Annotated in this window: 17 protein-coding genes; 4 read left to right on the top strand and 13 right to left on the bottom strand. The window is 48.3% G+C overall.

Translation table 11 applies throughout. The features are described 5' to 3' along the window. Positions 1-95: 95 nt before the first annotated feature. From ppnP to BIY29_RS01180, 4 genes are all read right to left on the bottom strand, one after another. Positions 96-380: a pyrimidine/purine nucleoside phosphorylase gene (gene ppnP / locus BIY29_RS01195; protein WP_121573019.1), complete on the bottom strand. Its 285-nt coding sequence runs from the start codon at positions 378-380 to the stop codon at positions 96-98. Between the two features lie 151 nt (positions 381-531). Then, positions 532-1,053 (bottom strand): shikimate kinase AroL, encoded by a 522-nt coding sequence (gene aroL, locus BIY29_RS01190; protein ID WP_121573017.1) that lies wholly within the window; start codon positions 1,051-1,053, stop codon positions 532-534. A 186-nt stretch (positions 1,054-1,239) separates the two neighbouring features. Beyond that, entirely contained in the window at positions 1,240-2,289 is a 1,050-nt protein-coding gene (locus BIY29_RS01185; RefSeq protein WP_121573015.1) for a type II asparaginase, read from the bottom strand. A 249-nt stretch (positions 2,290-2,538) separates the two neighbouring features. Beyond that, positions 2,539-2,751, bottom strand: coding sequence for a GntR family transcriptional regulator (locus BIY29_RS01180; RefSeq protein ID WP_420808397.1), 213 nt, complete (start codon positions 2,749-2,751; stop codon positions 2,539-2,541). A gap of 202 nt (positions 2,752-2,953) precedes the next feature. Here BIY29_RS01180 and BIY29_RS01175 point away from each other — a divergent pair, with 202 nt between their 5' ends. The 4 genes from BIY29_RS01175 to BIY29_RS01160 are packed head-to-tail and all read left to right on the top strand — an operon-like array spanning position 2,954 to position 5,947. Next, positions 2,954-4,183: a SpoIIE family protein phosphatase gene (locus BIY29_RS01175; RefSeq protein ID WP_121573013.1), complete on the top strand. Its 1,230-nt coding sequence runs from the start codon at positions 2,954-2,956 to the stop codon at positions 4,181-4,183. A 43-nt stretch (positions 4,184-4,226) separates the two neighbouring features. Then, on the top strand, positions 4,227-4,781 hold the full coding sequence (locus BIY29_RS01170; RefSeq protein ID WP_121573012.1) for a SiaB family protein kinase: 555 nt from the start codon (positions 4,227-4,229) through the stop codon (positions 4,779-4,781). Position 4,782: 1 nt separating this feature from the next. After that, positions 4,783-5,232: a DUF1987 domain-containing protein gene (locus BIY29_RS01165; RefSeq protein WP_205680291.1), complete on the top strand. Its 450-nt coding sequence runs from the start codon at positions 4,783-4,785 to the stop codon at positions 5,230-5,232. Positions 5,233-5,239: 7 nt separating this feature from the next. Next, positions 5,240-5,947: a GGDEF domain-containing protein gene (locus BIY29_RS01160; protein ID WP_121573010.1), complete on the top strand. Its 708-nt coding sequence runs from the start codon at positions 5,240-5,242 to the stop codon at positions 5,945-5,947. Here BIY29_RS01160 and mltB read toward each other — a convergent pair. The 9 genes from mltB to speF form a co-directional block, all read right to left on the bottom strand. Further along, positions 5,941-7,029 carry a lytic murein transglycosylase B gene (gene mltB, locus BIY29_RS01155; protein WP_121573008.1) on the bottom strand — a complete coding sequence of 363 codons (1,089 nt, stop codon included), beginning with the start codon at positions 7,027-7,029 and terminating at the stop codon, positions 5,941-5,943. The genes BIY29_RS01160 and mltB overlap by 7 nt on opposite strands. Before the next feature lie 106 nt (positions 7,030-7,135). After that, positions 7,136-7,477, bottom strand: coding sequence for a zinc ribbon domain-containing protein YjdM (locus BIY29_RS01150; RefSeq protein ID WP_121573006.1), 342 nt, complete (start codon positions 7,475-7,477; stop codon positions 7,136-7,138). Between the two features lie 125 nt (positions 7,478-7,602). Next, positions 7,603-8,253, bottom strand: a complete 651-nt coding sequence (locus BIY29_RS01145; protein ID WP_121573004.1) for a DUF421 domain-containing protein — start codon at positions 8,251-8,253, stop codon at positions 7,603-7,605. Between the two features lie 262 nt (positions 8,254-8,515). After that, positions 8,516-14,005: an AvrE-family type 3 secretion system effector gene (locus tag BIY29_RS01140; protein ID WP_121573002.1), complete on the bottom strand. Its 5,490-nt coding sequence runs from the start codon at positions 14,003-14,005 to the stop codon at positions 8,516-8,518. A 215-nt stretch (positions 14,006-14,220) separates the two neighbouring features. Continuing rightward, entirely contained in the window at positions 14,221-14,643 is a 423-nt protein-coding gene (locus BIY29_RS01135) for a type III secretion system chaperone (protein WP_121573000.1), read from the bottom strand. Positions 14,644-14,977: 334 nt separating this feature from the next. Beyond that, positions 14,978-15,925, bottom strand: coding sequence for a carbamate kinase (arcC, locus tag BIY29_RS01130; protein WP_121572998.1), 948 nt, complete (start codon positions 15,923-15,925; stop codon positions 14,978-14,980). A gap of 187 nt (positions 15,926-16,112) precedes the next feature. Beyond that, the gene (locus tag BIY29_RS01125; protein WP_121572996.1) at positions 16,113-17,117 is read right to left on the bottom strand and encodes an ornithine carbamoyltransferase; all 1,005 of its coding nucleotides are present in this window, start codon (positions 17,115-17,117) and stop codon (positions 16,113-16,115) included. 88 nt (positions 17,118-17,205) lie between these two features. Further along, positions 17,206-18,702, bottom strand: a complete 1,497-nt coding sequence (locus BIY29_RS01120) for a basic amino acid/polyamine antiporter (RefSeq protein ID WP_121572994.1) — start codon at positions 18,700-18,702, stop codon at positions 17,206-17,208. 115 nt (positions 18,703-18,817) lie between these two features. Continuing rightward, entirely contained in the window at positions 18,818-20,968 is a 2,151-nt protein-coding gene (gene speF / locus BIY29_RS01115) for an ornithine decarboxylase SpeF (RefSeq protein WP_121572992.1), read from the bottom strand. Positions 20,969-21,038: the final 70 nt, after the last annotated feature.

The raw sequence follows: 21,038 nt of genomic DNA, 5'->3' as shown, positions 1-21,038 counted from the left end.
TTATATACAAAATTGAACCATAATGATAAAAAAAGCTGCTTTACGCCAATCACGGAAAGCAGCATCAAATAAAAGACTACATCAAAAATAGATGACTACAGATATTTGCACAAATAGGCTGAGGATTCCGCCACCTGTAAATTGAATTCACTCTGCGCCGGGACAAAAAACGAATCGCCTGGCATAAATACCTGCCAGTCAGGCGCACCTGGCAACAACACTTTCAGCGCTCCGCTAATCACCGTCATCTCTTCAGCCTGACCCGTGCCAAACGTATATTCTCCCTCATCCATGACCCCAACACTGGCGCGGCCAATACTGCCGCTGTCAAAACCAATAGATTTCACTTTCCCTGCAAAATACTCGTTTACCTTCAGCATAGCGCGGCACCTATAGTCGAAAAATCAAGAAAATTCATCTTAAAAGGAGAGCAGAACCGCTGTCACTATCTATTCAACGAAAGTGGGCTGCCGGTAACATCAACTGGCGATTATTTTGCCAATTCAGAGAAACACAATGCGATGGGAAGGATTATGCTGCCGACAGGCGCAGAATTCGCATAATACTCGCCACAATGGCCAGCGGATCTTGTGTCGCATCAATGACATGATGAGCGACCCCACGATAGAGCGCCTCGCGGGAAGCCAGCACATCCGCCATTTCTTCCGCGATAGGCCGCCCAGTCAGGGTAGGACGCTGATGATTCTGCGGGCTGACTTCCAGACGCTGGGCCAGTATTTCAGCAGGCGCGTGGAGATAAATGACCGAACCCATGTCGCTCATAAAGCGGCGGTTCGATTCTGACAGCACCATACCGCCGCCAGTGGCAATCACACGACTGCGGACGGTCACATCCTGCAATGCCCTGCTTTCCCGTTGACGAAAACCATGCCATCCTTCTTGCGCCACGACTTCCGCGACCGTCATGCTACTGATCTGCTGCATAAAAAGGTCAGTATCGACAAAGTCATATCCTAACGCCTGTGCCAGTTGGTTTCCTACCGTGGTTTTACCACAACCTCTGGCACCCACCATAAAAATGGGTTGTGTCATCTAATGACGTATCCTTATTTTCACCAAGCCCGTTCTGAATATTATGATTCTGCTACCGGGTTACCCACTATTTTGAGAGGTGAATCATACCGATAAAATTCGCTAATATGAAAGCCGCTTATTGAAGAAAAAGCCCCGCCAAAGATAACGGGGCCATCACCTTTATCTGAATCTGACATACAACTATCAGTATGTGTGGAAATATTCCTGAATCACCGCCGGATTGGTGGTTTTCGTCAACGCCAGCATCAGCAGAATACGTGATTTAGCCGGGTTAAGCGAATCAGCAACCAGCCCTGGCTGGGAAGCATCCGGCGGCACAACGCCGCTACCGGTACGGCTGGAGCGAACCACGACAATACCTCTACTTTCTGCCTTACGAATACCGGCATCACTGCGCTTAGAAACACTTCCAGCCCCCATACCGGCATAGACAATGCCTTTCACGCTATGCGCAATGGCCGCGTCATACATATATTCAGGATCGTCCTGATAACCATAAATAATATCAACTGCGGGCAGTTTTTCCAGATTGGTGACATCAAATACAGAGCGAGTGGTATGAATTTTATCCAGACGATTCTGGAAATAGATTTTGTTACCGATAATCACGCCCAGATAGCCTTCTTCCGGCGCTTTAAAAGTATCCAGCGTAGAAGCATTGGTTTTGCTGATAAAACGGGCTGAACCGATACGATCATTCAGCACCACCATGACACCCCGACTACGCGCATTTTTATCTGCTGCGACGCTAACCGCATTGTACAGGTTCATCGGGCCATCAGCGCTGATCGACGTCGCCGGACGCATAGCCGCTACGAAAACAACCGGTTTGTCACTTTTTATCGTCAGGTTCAGAAAGTAAGGGGATTCATCGAGCGTATCCGTACCATGCGTGATGACGACACCATCCACATCACTGCGGGCCAGCAGTTCATTGACCCTTTTGCTTAATTTCAGCAAAACATCGCTGGTCATATTCTCGCTGCCAATATTGGAGATTTGTTCACCTTTAATATTGGCAAGCGTTTTTAGTTCCGGTACGGCATCAATCAGCGTATCCACGCTCAAGGCACCGGCTTGATAACCTGTAGTTTGTGTGTTGGCGGACGCCGAACCTGCAATCGTCCCTCCGGTTGCCAGAATTACAATGTTAGGCAGATTTTCCGTCGCATTCGCCAGGGTAGCAAAACAAACAAAAACAACCACAAACAGTGAATTAAATATCCTTTTCATAACCTATACCAACCCGATTTTTTAAATGGCGGGTATTTCCGAAACTGCTTTATTCGAATGCCGCCAGTGAGTGATAAAATATCCTTTCTGCCAGCAGACTACCCGGCATTGGTTCTATAATGCCTCAGTGCCTGCTGGCTGTATAGGTTTTGCTATTAAATCATTGACATAGGTTATAATTATGAACAAACCTTCTCCATGAGACTGGTTCGTTTTATTCCTGTTCCAGTTCAGGAAATAGCGTGCGCTTTAACGCCGGATCAACGCTTCGCGCACCGCGCTGCGGCTGGCCCCAAAGGCTTCGACGATATCACGTTCAGGAGACGGGCGATCGCCAATCTGATATTTTCCATTCAGAATTTCTGCGTGGATGTTGCCGCCAATTTGCTGATATAACCGCACACCACCCAGCTCATTCTTCAGACCTCTACCACAACCATTAATTGGCAGGACCAATAACACACTAAGTCCATCCAATTTGCCGGAAATATAACACGTAGCCCACAAACGTTTTCTATGGAAAGTACGTAATAAAACACGCCAAATTGGAAGACAATCGCAAACCCGGCGATGGCATGATACGCCAGCCGTATGCAGTGTCATAATTCGGTCATAAAAATCGTCTACTTTTTATGCCAAGGACGATTAGCCTTCTAAGATAACCATGACTTATTTATCTGTTACGCGCACTCAACAAGGAATTTGGGGGCCCCCGAAGGCTCTGGATCTTTGCATCCCGGCACCAGGCGTTTCCCCTGAGATCGATAACGCCGCAGTGTTACAGCTTTTCAGTAAAAACAAGGAACTGGTAAGCCTGCCTGTCGTAGAAAACGGTCGACCTTTTGGCTTGATCAACCGCCATATCTTCATGTCTCAGATGTCCCGCCCTTTTTTCCATGAGCTGTACGATAAAAAAAGCTGCATTGCCTTTATGGATAAAAATCCGCTGATTGTCGACGCCTCAACACCGTTGAATGATGTAGCGGCGCAGACCGTCATAACCGGGGACAAATCCCTGACGGATGGTTTTATCATTACGGAAAACGAGCAGTATATCGGTATTGGATTAGGTATCGACCTGATAAAAGCGGTTTCCGATATGCAATCACAACAGCATCAGCAGATCATGCAAAGCATCGAATATGCCAGAGTGATTCAGGAAGCGATGCTGACCCCTTCCCGACAGGCAATGTCCGCTTCACTGGCAGACTGCTGCCTGGCATGGGAACCCAGGGACTGCGTCGGCGGTGACTGTTACTACTTCAAGACGTATAAAAATGGCTGGCTCTCCGTCATCGTTGACTGTACCGGGCATGGCGTTCCCGGCGCCTTTATGACACTGATTTTCGCTTCTGCGCTGGAACAGGCTCTGACGCTGCATGGGCCGGAAATACCAGCCTTGCTGCTACAGGCAATCAACCGCCATATCAAGGATACTCTTGGTCAACGCAGTGAGGGCCGGCAGTTGTCATCCTCCAATGATGGTTGCGATGCCATTCTGATCTTCTGCGATACCACACAAAACACGCTCGCCTGGGCCAGCGCCCGGATGCCTGCCTTTATCATTAAGCAGCAAACCGATCAGATGAGCGCGCTCGAGGTTGACCGTATGGGCGTCGGTTACACCGACACACCATACGATTATCTGTGGCCCAGCCATCAAATACCTCTGGACCGCGGCGATCTCTTTTTTACCACCACCGATGGTCTGATCGACCAAATCGGCGGTGAACGACAGATTGTGTTTGGCAAGCGTCGGCTACAAGAACTCCTGCTGCGTTATCAGGCGTTGCCGATGCAAGAATTAGCCAGTCAACTATTACAAGAACATAGGGATTACCAAGGCAATCAGGTCAGACGGGACGATCTGACTTTTTGGGGTTTCAGACATTGATCGACATTTGGCGATCAACATTGATACAACCAGGTGACGCGGGATTATGCCAGAGATTAAATACGCCGAATTTTTCGACACCACGCATCAGCGTGATATTACATTGTATTACGTAGGTTATTTTTCACAAAACCTGATCAGTTCACTGGCGGAAACAGTACGATTGCAGCTTGAAAAACAACAGGTTCCTGCGGGGATCCGCCGGAAACTCTTTTCTGCCTTTATTGAAATGGTGCAGAACATCACCCGATATTCTGCGGCCCATTTAACTGTCGTCGACCAACCTAATGAGGTTCGTCACGGTTCGGTGTGTATCGGTTATGAAAACGGGAAATATTTCTTACTTTGCGCGAATCAAGTCCACCCCGACGATATTGAAAAACTACGCGGGCGTCTTGAACCATTACGTTATATGACACTCGATGAAATCAAGCTCGCCTATAAAGCCTCCCTGCGCGACGAAACACCGCCCTGGAGCAAAGGCGCTGATATGGGGCTGCTGACCGTCGCACGCGATGCCAGCGAGCCACTCCAGTTCACCTTTCGGGCTGACGTATCTACAGGGTTGTCGACGTTTTATCTGAAGGCGATCATTTGAAATGGCAAAAACTATAAACATGGACAATCTCCATATCGCAGGGACGCCCTGTACACCGACTGTAAATTTTGAGTTTGATGCTCACCGGCTTTCCTTGTCGGGAGAATCCTACCCTGAAAACGCAGCAGCGTTTTACCGCCCGCTAATTGCACAGATTCAGGATTATCTCCATCTGTTAACTGCCGGAAACGATGTAACAGAGGCAAACGACTTCATCACAAAAAACCTGCCTCCCGCCATCGAGATCCATGTTTCCCTGGTTTATTTCAACAGCTCCAGCACCAAAATGCTGTTCAGCCTGTTCAATGAGCTGAATCAGGCGGCGGAAAAGTCTCTGACTATTGCTTTACATTGGTATTACGACAAGGACGATGATATTGCAGAAGAATTCGGTGAAGAGCTGCACATCGACTTTCCAGCGCTCGATTTCCACAGCCATATCATGGAGTAAGCCACCTATGAGTACTTTTGAGCTATTCACGCCTGAATATGACATTCTGCTCGCGGCTCGCAATGTCGCTAACCAGCAAAATATGCCAGCAGAGGTCTACCGGGATACGCTGCTGGCGCTGACCGAGCACTACCAGCGTCTGGTTCGGGAATCTCATCGTCTGATTTCCCGCAGCGACCGCGCAGAGAAAGAATTGAACCGCCTGAATACTCAATTGCACAAACTGGCGGTTGAACTGGAATACAAAGCCAGCCACGACCCGCTGACCAACGTTTACAACCGCGGCGCTATCATTGAACGCATTAATCAAACGCTGGAACGTAATCAGGCGGCGCTTATCGTCCTGGACATCGACCACTTCAAACGGGTTAATGACGCCTACGGCCACCCCACCGGGGATGCGGTAATATGCGCGTTAATGTCACGAGTGCGGGAAGTACTCAAAGGAACAGGCAACGTTGGCCGGGTGGGTGGCGAAGAGTTTACCATTCTGCTGGATGGATCTACCCTTGATCAGGCCGTCGCCATAGCAAAAAAGATCCATTTCAGCCTGAATAACACGCCGCTGAATGTTTTACCTAATCTCGTCGTAACCGCCAGCTTCGGCGTGAGTTGGGCGCCGCAAAAAACCTGCTTTGACATGCTCTATGGTGCGGCCGACGCCGCACTTTATAAGGCAAAGAGTCAGGGCAGAAACTGCATTGAATATCAGTAAGCCATTCCCTGCCGGGCGCGGTTGACCGCTTCCCCCAGTTGCCACACCGCCATAGCATAGTGGGTGCTGTGGTTATAACGGGTAATGGTGTAAAAGTTGGGTAAACCGTACCAGTATTGATATCCGCTGCCGATGTCGAGGCGCAACAGACTTGCCTCATGATAACCACCTAACGTGCTCTGTGGCCGTAACCCGGCAGCCTGTAACGTAGAGAGGGAATAGCGCGTGTTGAAGCCATTAGCCAGCGACGGCGCCTGACCGATTGCCGGTACAGCCACGATACCACCTTTGATCCAGCCGTGAGCTTTAAAGTAGTTGGCAACACTACCGATTGCATCTACCGGGTTCCACAAATTGACATGGCCATTACCGTCAAAATCAACCGCATATTTCTTAAACGACGAAGGCATAAACTGACCGTAGCCCATAGCGCCCGCATAGGAACCGCGCAAGCTGAGTGGGTCATTCCCCTCATTGCGGGCCATCAGCAGGAAGGTTTCCAACTCGCCCGTAAAATACTCGGCACGGCGTGGATAGTCGAAAGCCAACGTCGCCAACGCATCGATGATGCGCGTCTTGCCCATCACTCGCCCCCAGCGGGTTTCAACACCGATAATACCGACAATGATCTCTGGAGGAACACCGTATATTTCCCAGGCACGCTGCAAAGCGTCTTGATATTGATTCCAGAAAGCCACACCGTTTTGTACGTTATCCGCGGTGATGAACTGGTTACGATAGCGGTTCCAGGCGCCATTAGGGCCTGATGGTGGTCTGGAGGTTGGCGCCTGCTTATCCATCAGACGCAGCACCCAGTCCAGCCGCTGCGTCTGAGCCAATACATCATGCAACTGCTGGCGGTCAAAGCCGTGTTCACTCACCATTTTGTCAACAAAGCGGCTCGTCGCCGGATTGAAAGCAAAATCGCCACTCAGTGAATTCCCCGTATGGACGGGTTCAAGCAGGAAACCGCCTTTAAAGGGATTGCCCTGGGGCGCTTGGGGAGAAGGGGGAGGCGTCGGCTTACTGCTACAGGCACAGAGCAAAGCAAGCAGTGAAAAGAGAATAACCAAATGACGCATGGGATGTCCGTTATGAACAGAAAGATAAAAACAGTGTAGCTGCTATGGTAAATCCCGGCCTGATGTGAAGCACCCTGCTTCCGCCGGGAGCCAGGGTGCTCTACCATCAGTTTTTCTTCACAAACTCAGATTTCAGCTTCATGGCGCCAAAACCATCAATCTTGCAATCAATATTATGATCGCCTTCGACGAGGCGAATGCTTTTAACCCGTGTACCGATTTTTAGCGTTGAAGAACTTCCCTTCACTTTCAGATCCTTAACCACCGTCACTGAGTCTCCATCCGCCAGCAAATTGCCATTGGCATCTTTAACGATCAGACCTTCCTCCTGAACAACCGACTCACCGTCAATTGCCCATACATGCCCACACTCAGGGCAGTTCAGTAATGCATTATCCTGCCAGGTATATTCAGAGTGACATTTAGGACAGTTAGGTAGCTGTTGCATGATAAAATTCCTGAAAATAATAAAATTTATGTAAAAAGCCAATAAAATCAAAGATGGTGTTACCAACGGCGGATATTTTAACGTTTTATTTGCATGGTGAGTAGCCCTCTTGAATTGGCGCTGAATCACTTCACTATTTCGCCATCCTGCATGATAAACATGACCTTCCCATCCCAGAACTCGGCAATGAAGATATCCTCTTGCTTAAGGCTCAGATTCTTCAACTCTTGTTTAAGCCAATCTTCATCTTTTTCTATTTGCTCCAGCTCATCTGTCCTGACTTTGCCGTCTTTCATAATAATGACAGAAGGCATTTTCGCGTTATCACACACCACGGTCAGTTGACCATCTGGCTCTATTTGAGCAAAGGTTACCTGTTGGAAAGAGTTGATTCCCTGCGAATGCAGTTGGGAAGCGACATTCAAAATATCGATTTTATTTTTCTTACGCAGAATATTATCCATCAGAAAACGCCCTTTCTTAACGATAGGAAGCGGATTGCCGATAGCTATTGCGCGGAATAAATGAACATGCTTTGTGATGGCATTCAGCAACGATATCAGTCCAACGCCGATAAATAACACAATGACATATTGATAAAGCGGTATGCTGTCACTGTAAATCACCCCGCCGATTATTCCCCCGAGGACGAAATTACCGATAAAATCAACAGGCGTCATTTGCGACAGTTGGGTTTTTCCTGAAAGATTGAGATGCGTTATCACAATACAAAATCCAATGATGAATTTTATTAACACTAAGCAGTAATATTCCATATATTCTCTATTCACCGTTTTACGGTGTCTCCGCCAAAAGACCTGCTCCAATACAAAACAATTGCCCACAACCACTAAAAGGAGTAGCGCCTTGAAAAATATTCATGCTATTACCTGGGCTGGCCCGTGGCTCATCAATGCAGAACGACCAGATCCCGACCATGATTTATATAGATGAAATTCGGCTTCCCTGCCGTATTTTGCGGAAAAAAACGAGTTGGATTAATGGCCTGTTCAGCAAAACGTCTTTCTGAGCGGTGTACTACCCCTTCATTTCCATGCCTTCGTTTTTTAGCTGATGCATCGCATTGGCCACGCCGGAACTGGCTTTAGCCATATCCCCCTCCAACACAAATTCGATTGGCACATCCTGCTCCCTTCCATATCTCAGGCCGATCGTGCCAGTATTTTTTGTCAGGGATACAGTGGCGCTGCTGCTGCCTCCGAAAATCAACGCCGGGGTGATAAATCCCTCTCTTTTACCCAGTGTCTGGAAAAACATAATGCTGCCCAGCCTCAGATTATTTCGGTCATCAAACATCTGGACAACAGTCTGCTGATCCATCTCTTTATGATGTATCCCATCAAGAATCTGCTGTTTGATATCCTCTTTTAACTCCAGTTTGACTATGAACAGCATGGGCGTGTCTTTTCTCAGTTTGTCCAGGATCGATTTAATTTCCGGCGTGGAATCCATCAGCGTTTTTATGCGCTTGGCGTTATCCGGCGCCAGGGCGGAATCCAACTGCCGATGCAGGTAGTGGGGTAAACCCTCGCGGTTTAGACTCGGCACCCAACTGTAATACGCCCTTAATCTTGCGTTCGACAGTATTTTTTCACCATTCTGGGCGGCCTGGTGCTCAAACAACGACGCTTTGATCTTATTGACCACTGCATAGCGTTCGTCGCTGTTAATCTCCTGACCGTTGAAATGCTTATGCAAAATGGTCAGCTTCTCGCCAATATCCGACACATCCTTCAACGCAGCCAAAACCTGGCGACTGATCTGGTCTTTAAAATGCGTGCCTATCAAATTGACAAGATCATTGACGTTATCCTCAGTCAGCGGCTCGGCGTTTTTCATCAACACATCCAAACGCTTATTGGCAGATTTGCTCACACTGGCGCCGACTGACGCAGAAACCGAGCTAAAGAACGGCAACATCCCCGGCGGATCCTCGCTCACATTACGCATTATACCTAGGATGGCAGAAGCATGCGCATCCACGTTGGCCTGGTTGAGAAAGCGTAAACGGCTATCTTTATTACTGACGGCTGTCGATGTCCCGCCCTCTTCGGAGGCCCGCTCGCGGTTAACCGACATCAGCGTTGCTCCGCCGCCAACGCCCACTGCCAGGCGCGCCAGAATCGAAGTCGGCTCGGCGCCGTTATTAGTGAGGTTGATGGCGGCGCGTGCGTCCAGCGCACCACTGACATCCAGACTAAAGCCGAGTTTATTGCCTTCCATCACCCGATGTTTAATCCCTTTGGTCATCACATCCACCGGGTTCAGCGTTCCCTGGGTTAGCCCGTTGACGAAATCCGGTAATTCGTCATTTGTTAAGTAAAAATACAAGCCGTTTTTCGGCCCCCCGATCAACGTTCCACTCAGGGTGCCATTGGCCCGCAGGTCCGGCGAAAGGCTGTGCTCTTTATTGAAAGCGATAGCGCCCGCTTTTTCTTTGAGGTTATCCGGCAATAGTTCCGGCAGAAGATTAAACCCTGTGTTTACGAAAAGGCTTCCGTTGGTGTTGCCCCTCCTGTCGAATTCGACCAGAAAATCGTTACCAATACGTGTCAGGCAGAGTCCGTAGGTTCTGTTAAACTCCACGCTCGCGCCCGGTATTATTGGAATCGGCAGCGCCTTTGGCGACAGGACATAGGACGAACTGGCCCCCGCACCGTAATTACGTTCAAAAATAAGGAACTCCTCATCTTCCAGCGACTGCAATGTGTCGATAATTTTCGACGCCAGTTGCGTCTGGTTTTCCGCCTCCAGTACGGTGCGGGATGTCACATTGAGCCCGTGATCTTCTTTACGGAACGCGTTCAGAAACGCTTTAACGGTATCATAATCGGCTTCCAGCGCCCGATCGCTGACAAAGCCCATATCCGTAAATTGCTTGACCGGATTCTCGCCATATTGATGATTGCGCAACTGCACGATCTCATGCTGAAGTTGCTTTATCTGGCTCTCATCAGCCGATTTGCCCGACAGCAGTTCCGCCTTGCTCACCAGTTGATACAGATTTTTCAGCGTCAGCGTATCCAGAATCAGGCGGGATTTGAGCAGCGACCCCTGATCGTTGGGATCGCGCCGGCGCGACATATCCGTTTTCTGATGGCTTATATTGGCTTGCTTGTCGACGAATCCAGACAGTAGCTTTTCGACCTTGCTCTCTTTAGCTATCGGCATGGCCCGCCAGGCGTTCAACAAGGCGTGGCTGAGATCGTGACCGGAACGATGCGGATTCAGTGACTGCACTATCGGTTTCAGTACGGAGGGTTTGAACTTATCATTCAGTCCTCCATTCAGCGTTACGACGCCTTGTTGCTGTCCCAAACGAGTAGCGGTATGCAGTGCGCTATCCTCCAGCTCATCACGGAAATCTTGCAACAGCGCAACCACCTCTTTTCCTTTCTCCCCCAGATCCAGCTTTTCCAGCCGGATATGCAAATTCTCCACGGTATCCGCATCATGGGGCACCACGGCAATGCCGGATTTATGTATATTTCCCGCTTCCAACTGTTTAAATAAAGCGCTCTGCATTTCATACAATGGTTTAAGCCCCTCACGCCCCTGCCACTGATGTTGAACGGCATAAGCCAGATTTTTGATCGGCCTGGGCGTTCCCATCGTCGGTGAAAACATATGGGCGCTAAGACGTGCGGAAAACTTGCTTTGTACCTTTTTACTTTCCGCGCCAATAAAACCGCCAACATTAGCCGAGCCTTGTACCGTAACGCCGGTTTTTGGTATGAGACGCCGCTTCGTCGCTTTCCCTAATCGGTCAAATACGGTTTGTTTCATCAGTTCTTCCGGCGCTGACGCTTTCGCCGACTTCGTGCTGTCCAATGGCCGCCAGTTGTCGCCGTTCCATTGATGACAATCCGTATCCCGTGCGACGACAAGGTGTCCAGCGTCATCATTCTGAATATGGGTAATGCCACCGGCGCTTGCGCCCGGTAGCGATACCGCCTGCCAGACCGCCTTAGCCTGTACGTCGGACGGCTGCTGCCACTGCGCTTTCGCCAGGGTAAAGATCTCACCCTGTTGAGTTAACGCGTACAGATTCTGACTGCGATCGAGCACGATATCCTTAACCTCGCCGCGCATACCGGTTTTCGGCAATGTCTGCGCCGGGTACAGTGACTGCCGGGTTTCCGGTTTTGCCTGATGGAAGCGGATATCGCCCTTATCCGACAACAGCAGGAATTTATAGGGATTAATTACCGCCATCGCTACGGCGTTGTCGGGCTTCGCATCCGGCAAGAGACCGCCGCCGGAAGAGGGTTTATTGCGCACTTGCGCAAGCGAGAAAACGTTATCCGCTCCCTGTCTGAAGCCACCGCTATTCACGGTAATATTGACTTTTCTGACTTCGCCGCCTTTCAGTACGTAAGCCTGACCGTCCACGCCTTTCTTTAACTGATCGCACCCGCCTTCCGCTTTGGCCCAGGCCTGGGTAAGTTTATCGAGGTAAAATAATGCGTCATCTTGCAACGTCAGCTTGCCCAGATGCTTCAAATCGACGGTTTCCAGTTCTTTGGGCTGAATGTGCGTCAGGCCCAACTGGTTATCGAGCACCAGCGTATCACTCAGGTTCCAGCCGGGACGGAACTGCCCCCCCTCGTCCAGCGGGCAAGCGTGTATTTGTTTAAGAGGGTCTTTTACCAGCGCGTTCAACCGGCCATGCTCATCGCTGACAAAGCCGCCGATCTGATAATTCTCCGAGAAAGCCTGCTCCAGCGCCGGTTGCCGCGCTGGCTCCACCGCCAGTTCAGGCTGGCCGGGATGTGAATAATTCCCGACAAACAGCTTACCCTCGCTATCGGTAACATAGAATTGGTTATCCGTCATACCGAGGGTTTGCGCTTCGATATGTTCGCTACCGCGCTCCAGCGCCAATGACGGATTAGCCAACGTCAGCGTCATTGGAATTCGTTGATCCGCAGGCGCGTCCAGCGACGGCATAAAATACATTCTGGTACTTTCGCCGGTATCCGTCAGCACCGCCACCTGACCGCGTTTATTCACCGCAAAAGCCGCAATGTCATCGGTAAATATCTCAGAATGCACGTTGTCCGTCAGGTTGTGCAGTCGGTGCTGATCCTGTACCGCATAGAGTTTGTTGTCCGCCTGCGCGGACAGTATATTGAACGTGATATCGCTTTTTTTTTGCCATACGCCCAGCGTTTCGTTCAACGCATATAATTTTCCTTCGTGCAGACGAACCTGCTCCCCTGACGGGTTTACCTGCGTGGCGGGCTGACGGTAGCTCCCGGTCAGCAGCGACTCATGCAGCCGCCCCGGCAATAGCAGCGTCGATTGCGCCGCGCCGTCAGTGTGATGTTTATCCCTTGCGCTCACACTGACGCTTTCGCCATCCGGCGTCACGTGCAGACTATAGGTGGCGTTGCCTTTTGCAGCCTGTGCCAGCATTTTTTTCTCCGCGTCAGGCACGCTGGAATGCAGGGCGATACTGGCGTTTTCTGAGCTTTTCAGCGCAAACAGCTTGCCCTCGCGGCCCAGCAGCAGATGACGCCGATCGCCTTCGTCTGTCTCATACTCGGTGTGGGCAAGAAACCGCTGGTTGTCCTTTCCTAATGTTTCGTTCAGTAGCGTGCGGATCGCCGGAGAGACTGTCTCCGCCACCATGAGGCGGCCTTTGCCGTCCAGGTTCAGATCCAGCGGTTGCGAGGAATAGCCTGCGCCAGATGGCCGTTCTGCCGTTTCGCGCTGATGGGGTGGTTCCCCCTGGGCTACTTGATTGGAAATTGGTTGATTGGCAGCAGATGTTTCACGCTGGGACAACCGCTCACGCCGCGCCACCTCGTGCGGCAGTTTGCCTGCCTGGGGTTCCGCCATTTGGCGCCGCGATTGATTCGATGTGACATCACCGTCAAACCGTGAGTTATAAGCCATTCCCGGCGGCGGCAAATCAAACGTCTCGGCGGACATATAGCCAGACGATGACGGCGACAAATGCGGCGTATGGTAGAGAGAAGAGTCGGGAGCGGCATTACTGCCATTTTCCGCCGTGGATGAACTCTGTCCAATCTTGTTAAGAATGTTTTGCCGCACCTGAGTGAAGTTGTGCTGATAGTGTCGTATCTCCTCCCTGGCCGGACGCTCGGCATACTCCCGGAGCAAATCCGTTGGCCGCTCGGCCATCATTTTCGCCAGTAATGTATTGTCGCGCGGTTTCTGCGCGCTGTCAGGCCTGCTGGCCTGCTCTGGCGCGGCGTGCTTTCTCCTAAAAAAAGGCAGACTATGCAACAAGCCGGAGAGCTTATTACGGCGGCCTCGCTGACGCGCTGGCATATCATCCTGAACGGAAGGTAATGTCTGGCGAATACCCGCACGGGTGGCGGCATGTTTTCCCTCCGCAATCAGAGAGCCTGCCGCCGACCTGGGCGTGTGTTGAGTTGTTTTTTGCTGAAGTATTCCCTTTTCTGCACGTTCTATTCCTGCTGCGCTATGCGCAATAGTTTGGTGTGCAGAGGTAATTTTTCCGTGTTTGTTGAACATGGCTCCCCCTCTATTTTCATTTTTTGGAATAACGATTTATTTCTTACGGAATAAACATTGTTTTTTATAAAAATAGGATAAAGGGTAAGCATTTATTCTATTCCTCTGATGGGAATATGATTGGTGATAATTATTGGGGTACTGCCCGCCGGATAGAATATATATCGACGCTCAATATCCATCCGGCCATTAACTCTGTATAAACGACTTGCAGTTCACGCAGCATCTATTCTGATGAGTACATCGCGTAAAAACGCGCCCACTTCGTCAACCTGCTCTATAAATCCCTCGACTAATGCGGTAAATGTTTGCTCATTCAACATATTGACAGGGTGTTGCGTACACAGGCGTAACGTCTGATACTCATCCAACGCCAACCAACAACCGCGCATGGCGTTCATTTCAAAATTCAATTGCAGACAAAACCGTGAAATCGCTTCGCTCATCTCTTCCGACAGCACCGGTAATTGGCAATGCAATAGCAGGATATCGCTTTGCGCTGGCACTTCAATTACAGCCGCTTCCGCACCGTTTTCATCACATAGCGCACACACCCCATCCCGCAGCGTCAGAGAAGTGCGGTAGCGTTGAGCAAGGTGTTGCAGCCAGCTTTCAAGCTGTTGATGATACGATGTCATGTTCTCCCTCCTTTTCCTGTCGGTGGATGCACGCTTTATTTCCATGTCTTCATTTTTTAACTGTTCTGCTCGCACTTACCCATTGCGCCAACCAACGATCTACTTTATTGATGAGTACGCAACAGGGTGCTCACAGTTAGAGTGGTTTCAATTATATTAATTAAGTGAAACCAAACATGAGGCGGTTCCCGCCGCAGGTATTAAATATCGCTATATTATTGTCTGCATGACGCATGCATACTTTTATTTAATACCTGTACGCCGGAAAACAAATAGCGTGATGCACGATTTCTTAATGCGATGCTGAATGCTAAACATTCTCCTATGGAAAAGGTTAATACCATTGCGTAGATTTGATTTGTGCCGTAATGACCGTTCCAGCCGTACCGGCTACAATCTGTTCAATATCTTCCAAAGCACCGATCACTGCATTTTTCCCCGTCAGTCGGGCAAACTCACAAGCTGCCTCTACTTTCGGCCCCATGGAACCTGCTACAAAGCCGATTTTATCCATTTCATCCGGATGGATTCTGTGGATTGCTTTCGCATCGGGCGTGCCCCATCCCACATAGACCGCTTTCACATCCGTCGCAATAACAAAATAATCAGCCTCCACGGCCCGCGCCAACAGGGAAGTGGAAAGATCCTTATCGATTACCGCTTCAACACCAGACAATTTACAACCACTATCATCATAGAGGGTTGGAATTCCACCGCCTCCTGCCGCAATAACCACGACGCCCTTTTCCATCAACATTTTTATCGGGCGCAATTCGAAAATCCGCATGGGTTTCGGGCTGGGAACAACCCGTCGATAGTAATCACCATCCGCTTTTACCGTCCATTGATTCTCTTTCGCCAGTTTTTGTGCTTCTTCACGGTTGTATACCGGGCCAACAAATTTTGTAGGGTCTTTAAATGCGGGATCGTTCGCATTGACTTCCGTCTGTGTCAGGATCGTGGCCAATGGCACTTCAAAAGGTAATTCATTACCAAGTTCCTGCTCCAACATGTAACCTATCATGCCCTCAGTTTGCGCCCCCAGGACATCTAACGGATAAGGTGTTATCCGATTATCCACATGGCGGTTATAGGCTTCATTTTGCAATGCTAACAACCCGACCTGGGGACCATTGCCATGAGTCAATAACAGTTGATGGCTCTGGGCTATCGCGGCCAGTTGACGAGCCGCGATCCTGATATTATTACGCTGGTTTTCCACGGTCATCACCTCACCGCGCCGTTGCAGGGCGTTTCCCCCAAGAGCGACTACTATGCGCATAATTTTTCCTTTCATTACGTTTAATGATGGTAACAAGCCGGGGAAATCACATCGTTTTTTTGTCCTGACATCAGCGGACGATGTTCTGCCGGGGATAAGACATCATGGCATCTGCCAGCCTTATCCCGTAGGTAACAGCTCGTCTTGCGCTTCAGAGGAGGTTAGACAGTGATTCCCCTACAGAAACTCAGCTTCTCAAGGTAGCGACCAGAATCGCCTTGATGGTGTGCATACGGTTTTCCGCCTGCTCAAATTGCAATGCCATTGGGGATTCAAAAACTTCTTCGGTAACTTCCACACCATCGAGACCAAAGGTGTCGTATACCCATTGCCCGATTTTGGTTTCCTTATTGTGGTAAGCAGGAAGGCAGTGCATGAATTTAACATTGGGATTGCCGCTGGCCTCCATCAGCTTGCGGTTAACCTGATAGGGTTTCAGCAGATCGATGCGCGCTCTCCAGGCCGACTCTGGTTCTCCCATGGAAACCCAGACATCGGTATGCACAAAATCTGTGTCGTTGACGGCCTCTATCGGGTCGTCCGTCAGCGTGATTTTTGCACCTGTTTGTGCGGCAATCTGTTTACATTCAGCGACGAGTTCATCCGTAGGCCAAAGATGTTTGGGCGCACCAATCCGTACATGCATCCCCAGTTTTACACCAATAACCAGCAAAGAATTCCCCATGTTATTACGTGCGTCACCGAGGTAGGTGTAGTTGATTTCTGCCAGTGGTTTGCTGCTGTTTTCCCACATAGTTAAAACATCAGCCAACATCTGGGTTGGGTGGAACTCGTCTGTCAGACCGTTAAATACCGGAACCCCCGTATAAGCCGCCAGTTGGTTTTCCACCATGCTTTGGCTGAAACCACGATATTCAATAGCGTCATACATTCTTCCCAATACTCTGGCGGTATCTTTCATCGACTCTTTGTGACCAATCTGAGAACCCGATGGCCCCAAATAAGTGACATGGGCCCCTTGATCGTGACATGCGACCTCAAACGCACAACGTGTACGCGTTGACGTTTTTTCAAATATCAGCGCAACATTTTTTCCTTTCAGCATTGGCTGTTCAGTACCATTATATTTTGCGCGTTTTAAATCACGCGCTAAATCCAGTAAGTAATGAATTTCACGAGGGCTAAAATCCAACATTTTTAAAAAATGACGATTTTTAATATTAAAAGGCATAACAACTCCCGACCATTGTTTACGAACAATAATTAAATAAATTTAAGTTAATAAAATTTTTATATTTCAGACGATTACCTGATAAATGTCAGATAACCAGTTCACCGTGGAAAATCAGGTAAATAGATATCATCGCAGCAATAACAACAATTGATGCCACTACTTTATCCACTATTTTATCAAAATAAGGTTTATGTTTTTCCTTTTTCGCCTTTATATAAAACAAAATGGCCGGTGCATAAAGTATGGTGCCGATGAGTAGATATTTTATGCCCGCGGCATAAACTAACCAAGCGCCATATATCATTGCGACTAGGGTAAAAAAACGATCCCACCTTTTCGCCGGTTCTGTCGGACTCCATGCACCACGGCTAACCAATTTATAGGCAAAACCCGCCGTTAGAATATAAGGGATCAATGCCATGGATGTGGAGAGCATCACCATCTTGTTATATCCCGCCGAATTGAAATGTGCGATGATCAACAGCACAAAAACAATGCCACTGGATAAACGCAGCGCTTGAATCGGCGAACCAAATCGATTATGCGTACCGAAGAAAGAAGGAACGGTATTCTCTTCGCCTTCACTGGCCAGACTGAGATATTCGGCGGAAAGCATAATCCATACAAGTAATGATCCCAGCACTGAAACAATTAGCCCGATATTAATCACCATTGCCACTTCAGAGCCTAAAGCATGTGCAATAACACCCGCCATAGAAGGATTCTTCATTACCGCCAATTCAGCATGTGGCACAATCCCCAGCGACAAAACGGAAACCAACACCAGTAAGGCAAACGTGATCAAAAAGCCAAACAAGGTTGCCCGACTGACATCTTTCATACTTTTTGCCCGTTTAGTATAAACACTGGCACTCTCAATGCCAATAAACTCCCACACGGTATACAACATCGTAGACTCAACCTGCTTTATTATCGACCCGCTTGCCGGGCTACCCCAAAAATCGATTTTCGCAATATCAACTTTAAAGAATAGCACTACCGTAATGATAAAAAGAATAATGGGTACGATTTTGGCGATAGTCACTATGGTATTGACAAAAGCAGCTATTTTTACGCCACGTGTAACTAATAGATGAATTAAAAATAACAGGATAATTTCTGCAAATAGCGCAGGTGTCGTCGTTCCATCGCCAAAAAAATCAAATATAGCGAATGAACTTAAGGCGCTGAAAATAATAATCAGGTATCCCGCATTTCCCAGGCAGGTTGAAACCCAATGTCCCCAGGCTGCCTGCAAACCGATATAATCGCCAAATCCTTGTCTGGCATAACCATAAAAGCTGTCGAGAATATCGGGGCGTTTCATCGACAAGTTCTGGAATACCCACGAGATCATCAACATACCAAAAAAGGTGATTGTCCAGGCTATGATAATAGCGCCAGCACCGGCATTTTCTGACATTTGCTGCGGTATACTGAAAATACCGCTGCCAATCATGGAACCCACGACCAGAGCCGTGAGTGTCAGCATCCCCAATCCATCTTTATTAATAATATGATTTTTCGTATCGCCAGTATCTGTAATCGTGCTGACTGCGCCTATTTTTGTATCGGTACTCATATAATATTCCCTCTGACCTTACCGTTCTCAGGAAAGGAGAGGCACTCCTATCACGCTGTTACATGATATGATGATTTACATTGAGAAGAGCGCCTCCTTTACTGTGATATTGATGTTATTTAATGACATAACCATATGCATGATGAATGCCATCCGAATCTTGTTGAATATAAACCCCCTGTAATTCCGGTGAAAAACCGGGTAATTGATTAATTCCTTCTTCTAATGCAAGGAAATATTTTTGTGCCACACCACCCCAAAATTCCCCTGGTACAACACACAATACCCCTGGCGGATATGGCAATGCCCCTTCTGCGGCAATTCGGCCTTCTGCATGGGAAAGCGCAACAAGTTCCACATTACCTTTGACCAGTTCACTATTTGCGTCCTGAGGGTTAATGGCGACTTTCGGGAAACTGGCCTGTCGGAACATCGCGTTCTGTAGCGCTTTAACATCGTAGCTAACGTAGAGATCGTGCATTTCCTGGCAGAGTTCACGAATCGTATATCCGCGATAGCGATATTCATATTGCAGATAAAGTGTCGGCAACACGTCACGCATAGGTGAATTTTGTTTGATATGCTTTTCAAATCTGGCGATGGCAGCAACCAGATGCGTCATTTTTGCCATATCTTCCGCTGGCGTCAGTAGGAAAAGAATAGAATTCAAATCACACTTTTCCGGCACGATGCCATTCTCACGTAAATAATTCGCTAAAATGGTGGCCGGAATACCAAATTCACTATACTCGCCGCTTTGTGTATCAATACCTGGTGTAGTGAGGAGTAATTTACAAGGATCAACAAAATATTGTGATGTCGTATAACCATCAAAGCCATGCCATTTTTCACCGGGAACAAAATTAAAGAAACGCAGATCGTTTATCATCCTCTCCGTTTTGCCCGATGACCAAGGTTGACCATCAACATTATCCGGTACAAAAGGTTTTATCAGTTCACATGTATGCAATAGCATCTTTCTTGTCTGAATACCGATTTTAACGCACTCCATCCACAAATATTGTCCACTTTTTCCATCATGAATTCGGGCATTAATATCTAACGCGGCAAACAAGGGATAAAACGGACTGGTTGACGCATGTAACATAAAAGCATTATTAAAACGCTTGTGATTACAGTAATGAGCCTGTCCTTTGATATGGCTATCTTTTTTATGTATCTGCGACGTTTGAGAGAAACCGGCCTGCTGTTTATGCACGGATTGTGTCACCATAATACCCGGATCGTTTTCATGCAGTTCCAACAACAGCGGAGAACAATCCTTCATCATGGGAATAAATTGCTCATACCCCACCCAGGCGGAATCAAACAGAATGTAATCACATAAATGACCAATCTTATCCACCACCTGGCGTGCGTTATAAATCGTGCCGTCATAGGTTCCAAGTTGAATAATGGCCAACCGGAAAGGACGTTTCTCATCCGCTCGTTCAGGTGCGACGGTCCTGATCTGCTGACGCAGATAATTCTCTTCAAAACAATGCGCATCAATACCACCGATAAGCCCAAATGGATTGCGAGCAGTTTCCAGATATACGGGAGTTGCCCCGGCTTGAATCAACGCCCCATGATGATTGGACTTATGGTTATTACGATCAAATAACACCAGATCGCCGCGCGTCAGCAATGCATTGGCAACAACTTTATTAGAGGCTGATGTGCCATTGAGAACAAAATAGGTTTTATCCGCATTAAATACCTTAGCGGCATATTGTTCCGCTTCACACGGCGCTCCTTCATGAATCAATAAATCCCCCATTTTGACATCGGCGTTGCACATGTCTGAACGAAAGAGTGTTTCACCGTAGAAATCAAAAAATTGACGACCTGCTGGATGACGTCGAAAGAATTGCCCGCCCTGGTGACCAGGACAAGCAAAGGTGGAATTACCCATTTCCACATATTTTTTAAGTCTACTAAAAAAAGGCGGAAGCAATATATTTTCATATTTACTGGCAGCGGTTTCTATCTGTTTACCATAAAAATCCGCATTACGTTCATCCGGCATAAAGATCCCCTGCAAAGTGGACAATAGATCATTATCCAGCGTCTCATATGCCTCCACCACCGCAAAAACAGGGATCTCCAATCCTGTTTTGACAATGTCATTAAAATAACCTCCTTTAATATCAGCGACGGAAAGTACCGCCGCAGAAATTTCATTGAAATCACAGGAATCGACCAAAACAACATCTCGTTTTGTCGTAAAAAATCCCCCTACCGTTGAACTAATCGCTATTTTCATTACACTCTCAGTTTATTTTGGTCGCAATATTCCCACAGCATAACTTATTGCCGATAGGGCTGTTTTTATC

Origin of the sequence: Brenneria alni, assembly GCF_003666245.1 — a bacterium.
In the GTDB taxonomy this organism is placed as follows: domain Bacteria; phylum Pseudomonadota; class Gammaproteobacteria; order Enterobacterales; family Enterobacteriaceae; genus Brenneria; species Brenneria alni.
This window is presented reverse-complemented; position numbering and strand designations above follow the sequence as displayed.